The organism is Vibrio sp. 1401, assembly GCF_033340295.1.
The window spans coordinates 1-7,758 of the sequence record NZ_JAWOWF010000083.1 but is presented as its reverse complement, the minus strand read 5'-3'; the positions used below and the strand labels follow the sequence as shown (position 1 = coordinate 7,758).

The window sequence follows — 7,758 nt, the reverse complement described above, 5'->3', positions numbered from 1 at the left end:
GCATCAGACTCGGCTGCTTAAGCTTCTTGGTGTTCTGTATGAAGCAGTTTATTCCTAAATTGGCTGCGGAATCTCGGCTGCGAAGCTGATTAACGTCAGCTCTTTGGTAAACGATTTCAGCGCAAATGCACCAACGTAACCGCTACTGCCTGAAGAGCTCATCATATTGAAGCCATTCTCTGCACTTGGCGTACCCGTAAAGTTAGGCTCGCTACAGAGACTACTTTCTGCACCGTCACAAACAGGAACATCACCAGTGTTGTACGTATAGCCTGCCATTGGGAAAATTTGGAAGCCTGCTGGCTCAATCCCGAAATAACTTAGCGGCATAAAGGTACCAACGCTGTAGTTGGTTTGATCCGCGCCGTTTACGTATTCATTTTTACCGAAGTTGAAGTTCACGATACCGACCGGAAACAGCCACGAGCCACCAATACGCCACTCGCTCGCATCATCATTGATACGCAGGTTAATTTTGCGCGCTTGGTCAAGCGCAAGTGAGCCCGAGAATGAGATGTTTTGATCATCAAAATCGTAGTTGTTTGCGTAAGACGCGCCAAATTTCGTGATGACTTTTGTTGGGTCATCCGCCAACTTGTTTTTATTGTCTTTTACTCGATGCTCGGCACCATGAGCCAGCGTACTGACCAACAAAGTCGTACACACTAACGCTAGTTTATTTTTCATTTTTTAGTCCTTTGAGATGTTGAATACCCGCACTTAGCTGCGCAGATACTTTTTGAATCATCACTCACTGGATGTGACAGAAGCGCCCTAACTACCTTAGATGGCATGACAGCATCTAGTGCAGGTAGTTAGGGTAGAATGGCCTGTAAGGAAGGCGTTTTAGCGATTAGGAATGATTAGTTTTTCCAGTTGTAGCTCATGCTCATGAAGTACAGAGCAGGCTCATCAAAACCAGCTTGTAAGCGTGGCGTTTCCGACGACTCCATCAAGATCGCTTCAAACGCGAAACCAATTGAGTTTTCTGAATCCAATTTGTAATCAATGCCTGTACCAATGCGGTACGCCTTGCCAGTAGGAACGGTAATGTCACCGTTTGATTGGCTTTCATACATGCTGGTATCGAATGCAAAACCTGCATTCCACATCATTTTTTCATTCAGTTTGTACTGAGTACCCAATGCGATTTGGTAAGTGTCTTGTGTCTCTACATCGACCAATTCTGCAGCCTTAAGCGTGGTTGTGTATTCGCTCCAGTCTTGCCAGTTCACGTTCCACATCACCGCTAGGTCATCATTCACTTCATGGTAAGCACTGAAGATCAGTTGTTGCGGAGCAATGGAGTTGCTGTTGTCGAATTCAAATTCGGTTTCAGAAGAGTAAGACAGACCAAGACGAGTGCCTGGTGTTGCCTCATAAAGCACACCTACTCGACCGTTGACCTGAGTATCTTGGTCTTCGTCATTGAAGTTCAGGGCTCCCTTCGTTTCCACTTCATACATACCGTACTGAATGCCAAGCGCCGCACCCACAGACCAGTGATCATTGATGCGGTAAGAAGCGGAAGGTTGAATGGTCAACGCTTGTGTCGTTGCTGTAGGAATATCTAAATGATTATTCAAAAGACCTTCGTACTCGAGGCCAAGGCCGTAGTTGCCATACAGACCAATACCCAGCGTCCATTTGTCGTTCACTTGTTGGCTGTAAAATGCCGACGCCATAGGAACAAAACCAATCACGTTGCCCGCATCGCTAGTCATCGTGTCTAGTTGCGCGTCACCGTAAAGGCCAATCAGGTTACCAGAGAAAGATTTACCAGAAACATTCGCCAGACCAGCCGGGTTTGCTGCCATTACTGAGGCATCTTGCGCACGAGCCGCCATACCAGCGGATGCCAAACCAATATCCGATGCTGTAGTTTCATAAAGGTATAACCCACCCGCTTGCGCAGCAGCACACGTCAGTAGAGAGCTCGCTACGACGATTTTTGAAAGATTTTTCATGCTAAAACCTATTATTGTTAGGGGAACCCACGCTGCGACGGTGGTTGTATATCAATGAAAGGCATTGGCCAATCGCACACAGCGTGGGGGTGTTGTGGAGTCAGTCAGTTGAAATCAGCGTTATTGCTCGCTCACCTCAAGTTCAGTGGGTTTCTTTCGCTTAAACTTCTCGCGCAGAGATTGCATCATCACGAAGAACACTGGCGTCAGTAACGTGCCTACAAACGTAGAGAGAATCATGCCGCCGAATACTGCAAAGCCCAGTGAGTGACGAGATGCCGCGCCGGCACCCGATGCAATCACCAACGGGAATACCCCCCAAATGAAGGCGAATGCGGTCATCTGTACTGCACGGAAACGAATTCGAGCAGCTTCTTTGGCAGCATCAATGATGGATAAGCCCTTTTTTTCTCGCAGAACTTTGGCAAATTCCACGATAAGAATCGCCACTTTGGCGGACATACCGATCAAGATGACCACACCAATCTGCACGTACAAATCGAACGGTTGTCCCACCAGCAGTAGCGTGCCCATTGCGCCGAGAATCGCGACTGGAACCGCCATCATTACCGCAGCAGGAATAGTCCAGCTTTCGTACTGAGCCACCAAGAACAAGTAGGTGAACAGCAAAGACAATGCGAACGCGATTGGCGCCATGTTGCCTGCTTTCATCTCTTGGTAAGTCATGCCTGACCACTCGTACGAGTAACCACTTGGCAAAGATTCCGCAGCCAGTTTTTCAATGGCTTTTACAACATCACCCGAGCTGTAACCTGGCGCTGGCGCACCGTTCACGGTTGCAGAACTGAACATGTTGTAGTTCGATAAGGTATCAGGGCCGAAGATCGGCTTCACTTTCACTAGCGTTGCCAGTGACACCATTTTTCCAGAGCTTGAGCGAACAAACAGATGGTCGATGTCGTCGATGTCGTCACGGTATTGCTCTTCTGCTTGCACTTTCACTTGGTACGAACGACCAAACAAGTTGAAGTCAGAAATGTAGGCACCGCCCAACTGCGCTTGCAGTGTGCTGAAGATTTCATTCAACGGTACGCCCATCGAAATCGCTTTATCGCGGTCAATATCGATGTAACGTTGCGGAATGTTCGCACGGAAAATCGAGAACGCACGCGCCACTTCAGGCAGTTGATTGATTTGGCCAACAAAATCAGCGGTTGTTTTTGCCAACTCTTGTGGAGAACGGCCCAAGTTGTCTTGCAGCACAAGGTTGAAACCATCCACCGCACCCATGCCTTTGATTGCCGGCGTCGCGAAAACGAACGAAGCGGCATCTGGCGTTGAGTTCAGCATTTGGTTAACTTTGCTCATCAACGCGCGTTGGTGTAACTCAGGGTCTTTACGTTTGCTCCAGTTATCCAGTTTGATGATCAACATGCCCGAGTTTGGAATCGACGCCATGTTAATTACCGAGAAGCCCGCAACCGAAACCACGTTCTCCACACCTTCCATCTGTTTTAGCTCATCAACGTACTTCTTCATTAATGGTGCAGTACGCTGCAATGCTGCTGCGTCTGGCAAACGCATTTCGACCATGAACACGCCTTTATCTTCGTTCGGTACGAAAGAAGAAGGTACGGTCATGAACGCAAATGCCAGCACCGCAATAAGCGCGCCATAAACACCGATACTCAGCACAATACGACGGCTCAAGAAGCCAACTAAACCTTGGTATTTGCGCGTTATTGCTTCAAAACCTCGGTTAAACGCACGCAAAGGCGCAATAGGTTGCGAGTGAGTAGATTTCAACATCAACGCACAAAGCGCTGGCGTTAACGTCAATGCGTTGATCGCAGAGATCAGCACCGATACACAGATGGTGACCGCGAACTGGTTGAACATTCGACCAGAAATACCCGGCAATAGCGCAACCGGTACGAATACCGCCAACAAAATAAGCGTTGTTGCCAATACTGGCCCCGTCACTTCTTTCATAGCTTGGATAGTGGCCGGAATCGGGTCTAAATGCTCTTCATGAATAACCCGCTCCACGTTCTCTACCACGATGATCGCATCGTCCACCACGATACCGATGGCGAGGATCAAGCCAAACAACGAGATCGTGTTAATGGTCATGCCCATCACGCCCATGATTGCGAAAGTCGCAATGATGGAAACCGGAATCGCTAAGGTTGGAATAATGGTCGCTCGCCAGTTCTGCAAGAAAACGTACACAACGAAGGTGACAAGAAGTACCGCAATCACCAGCGTCTCATACACTTCATCAATCGATGTCTCTACGTATTCGGTAGAGTCATACGCGATGTCATAGACCAAATCATCTGGGAACGATTTCTCGTGCTCTTTCATGGCCTCTTTCACGCGTTCCATCACGTCTAGCGCGTTCGCGGTCGGCAACTGGTACAAGGCCAGAACGGCGGCTGGTTCGTTATTCATACGACCATCAGCTTCGTAACCTTGTGCGCCAACTTCGACACGAGCCACATCTTTCAAGCGAATCAAAGAACCTTTCTTGCTCGCACGGATGATGATGTTCTCGAACTCTTCCGCAGAAGTAAGGCGGCCTTTGGTTTGCAAAACATATTGATATTGCTGGTCGCCCGGAGCTGGCATACCACCGATCTTACCCGCCGCCACTTGGATGTTTTGCGTTTTAATTGCGCCGATAACATCGCTAGCAGAAAGCTTCAAGGTGGCCAATTTATTTGGGTTCAACCAAATACGCATTGAGTAGTCTTTCTTACCCAGCAGCGTAATGTCACTCATACCTTCGATACGTTTTAGACGCTCAACGATATTGAGATCCGCGTAGTTAGAAAGGTAGATACTGTCGTAAGACTGTTTCGGAGAACGCAGTGTGATAACGCCCAGCATGTCGGAAGATTTCTTCTTAACCGTCACACCGATTTGGTTTACTTCTTGTGGTAGAGACGACGTCGCCTGTGCCACCAAGTTGTTCACACGAACCTGTGCCATATCGCCATCTGCGCCCACTCGGAAGTAAATACGCAATGTGTATGAGCCATCGTTACCAATCACAGAAGACATGTAAATCATGTCTTCAACGCCGTTGACTTTGGCTTCTATCGGTTGTGCTACGGTCTTTTTAACCACGTCCGCGTTTGCACCCGGATACATGGTGCTCACCGTAATTACCGTTGGAGAGATTTGAGGATACTCAGAAATTGGCAAGACTTTCAGGGCGATCATACCCATCAATGTCATCGCCAGTGAGATCACCAAAGCAAACTTCGGCCGGTGAATGAAAAATTTACTTAACATCAGTACTCACTCAGCCTTGTTCACTCTGTAGTTCAACGTCTTTCACCGTTGCACCCGGACGCACTTTTTGAAGACCATTGACGATGACTTTTTCGTTAGCCGCCAAACCAGTCAGCACAGCACGTTTCACACCGTAGGTCTGACCGAGTTCAACGTTACGACGAGACACCACGTGATCATCACCAACCACCATGACGTAGTCACCCGCTTGGTCTTGTTGAACAGCCGCCGATGGGATAAGCAAACCATCAATGGTTTTGTTGCGCAGCTTGATGGTCAAGTTGCCATATTCACCCGGCATAAGCGCGTAAGTTGGATTATCGAATTGTGCTTCTGCTCGAATTGAGCCTGTTTCTAAATCGATCTTATTGCCAACGGCGTAGATCTTACCATCAAGCGGATACAATGAACCGTCTGAAAGCGTCAGTGTTAAATCAACATCCAGTTTGTCATCGTTACGATGAGCCACATCAATCGCACTTCTTACGCGGCGGTAGAGCTTCTCATCCACATCAAAGCCAAAGCGAATTGGGTCTACTTGAGTGATCGAAACAAGAGGAACGAGTTGAATTTTCGAAATACGGTCACCCACTCGGAAGTTGCTGAAACCCACGCGACCAGAGAAAGGAGCACGCACAGAGCTAAATTCAAGATCGAGCCTTGCTGAAACCAGCGTCGCCTTCGCCTCTTCTACCGAAGCAATCGCTGCGGCTTGCGCGGCAATGGCGTCATCGTATTGCTGCTCACTGATGCTTTTATCTTTGATGAGTTTCTTCACACGTTCTGCATCACGCGTAGTTTGAACGAGTTGCGCTTTTGCTTTTTGCAACGACGCTTTTGCATACGCCAGTGCCGCTTTGTAAGGACGGTCGTCGATTTCAAACAACAATTGGCCTTTTTCGACCATATCGCCATCTTTAAAATAAATCGCGGTTAATTCTCCACCGACTCGCGGCATAATATCAACGTCATTTACCGCTTCAGTTCGACCGATAAAAGTATGATAAGGAGTGATTTTTGTTTCGGTTAGGGTAACGGTTTCAACAGAGGGTGCTTGGGCTGTTTTCGTTGCGATATCGCCAGTTTTGCATCCTGATAGTAATGCAGAAGATATAGCAATAGATACCAACGCAAATTTATATTTGGCTTTCATGATAAACCTACTTTATATAGAAAGTGCTTTGGCCTAGATATTTAAATATATGGATAAACACACTTTCTATTCTGGAAATAAACGAGGGAGTTAGAATTGGTAGTTAAATTCGATACGGTGATCACCATCACCGAAATTAACGTGCTCATTCCAGTTTGCAAAGTAACGAATATTTGCGCGAGGATTAATTTGATAAGACAACGCAAACTCATGAGTCAAGATATTATCTTCACCCGCATAATAAGTATCTTTATATTGACCAGACCCTGACAACGTATGCATATACATTGGGTTGTAGTTAATCCAGATTTTATCGGTTAATTCAATTTTTGAGTACATACCCACAACAGTGAAAGTACCTGGAATTTCATAACCTTTGTCATCACCACTAAAATCATTAGCAATAGTGACACCCGCACCAGCTAAAGGAAATAGCTGCAACATACCAAACTTAGGTAGACCTTGAATAAAGCTATAAGATGCATCTAATTTATCGTTATCAACGTCGTAGTTTACATCTAATTGACGGCCTAGACCTTTTGCGACTTCTACTTGGAAATTACGTAGTCGGAAAGAGTCAATGCTGTCATCAACGTTGGCATATATTGGATCGTCATTGTCGCGAATGCCAAATAGCTCACCACCAATGCCTTTCATTTCAATGATGTTCATCGCCATGGTACCAGGCTGGCTAGATTGGTAAGTTTGACCGATTTTGATGTTCGCGCCTTTATCAGTAATACCAAAGCCAGCTTGGGTGTATACCGCAAGTGGGTCAGACATATCTTGTAGTTCTTCGCTATTGTTTGTTTGCGCATAGGCAGAAGACGCGAGTTGTAGGGCTGCAACCACAATGGCAACAGACGGTTTCACTAAATTCATAAAACTGTATCCATTTTAATGATTATAAAATTATTCACGTCATGAGGTCATCATAAATAGCAAGCAACACAACTCGCTTTGGATAACATAAATTATCAAAGCAAATTCAATAATGACGAAACATTCGACGTTTTAATTAAAATAAAATAAAGCATCGTAAAAGTTCAATCACCGCTACTTATATATTATATAACTTGAAATTTGGTAATACTAACGAAGAAGGAAATATTAAAACTTATGAAAATTCAATTATCATTAGAACAAATGATTAATTAATTTTACCATATGAATAGAGAGTGCAATGGATTTAGGTGATCGCGATCAATGTTTCATTTCGATCGTACAACACTCTTCAGATTAATTAGAACATTATAATAATTTAAAAACCTTAGTTTGATTAGCCTAGCATCAGATTAGAACCGTCATTCCGCAGCCAATTTCAGAATTAAAACAATGTGATCCAGTGATCGTTTACAAATGTTAGTGCGACAGACC

The 7,758-nt window shown here is 45.7% G+C and carries 5 protein-coding genes; all 5 read right to left on the bottom strand.

What is annotated here, in order from left to right:
* Nucleotides 1–54: 54 nt before the first annotated feature.
* Complete coding sequence (locus R7Z77_RS23355; RefSeq protein WP_318136855.1) at nucleotides 55–687, bottom strand: hypothetical protein; 633 nt, start codon at nucleotides 685–687, stop codon at nucleotides 55–57.
* 176 nt (nucleotides 688–863) lie between these two features.
* A complete protein-coding gene (locus R7Z77_RS23350; RefSeq protein ID WP_053350522.1) occupies nucleotides 864–1,967 on the bottom strand; it encodes an OmpP1/FadL family transporter in 1,104 nt (367 codons plus the stop codon).
* A gap of 120 nt (nucleotides 1,968–2,087) precedes the next feature.
* Nucleotides 2,088–5,228 (bottom strand): efflux RND transporter permease subunit VmeQ, encoded by a 3,141-nt coding sequence (gene vmeQ / locus R7Z77_RS23345; RefSeq protein WP_213967969.1) that lies wholly within the window; start codon nucleotides 5,226–5,228, stop codon nucleotides 2,088–2,090.
* A gap of 10 nt (nucleotides 5,229–5,238) precedes the next feature.
* Nucleotides 5,239–6,381 carry an efflux RND transporter periplasmic adaptor subunit VmeP gene (gene vmeP, locus R7Z77_RS23340; RefSeq protein WP_158173182.1) on the bottom strand — a complete coding sequence of 381 codons (1,143 nt, stop codon included), beginning with the start codon at nucleotides 6,379–6,381 and terminating at the stop codon, nucleotides 5,239–5,241.
* A gap of 90 nt (nucleotides 6,382–6,471) precedes the next feature.
* Nucleotides 6,472–7,263: a hypothetical protein gene (locus R7Z77_RS23335; RefSeq protein WP_171345484.1), complete on the bottom strand. Its 792-nt coding sequence runs from the start codon at nucleotides 7,261–7,263 to the stop codon at nucleotides 6,472–6,474.
* Between the last annotated feature and the right edge of the window lie 495 nt (nucleotides 7,264–7,758).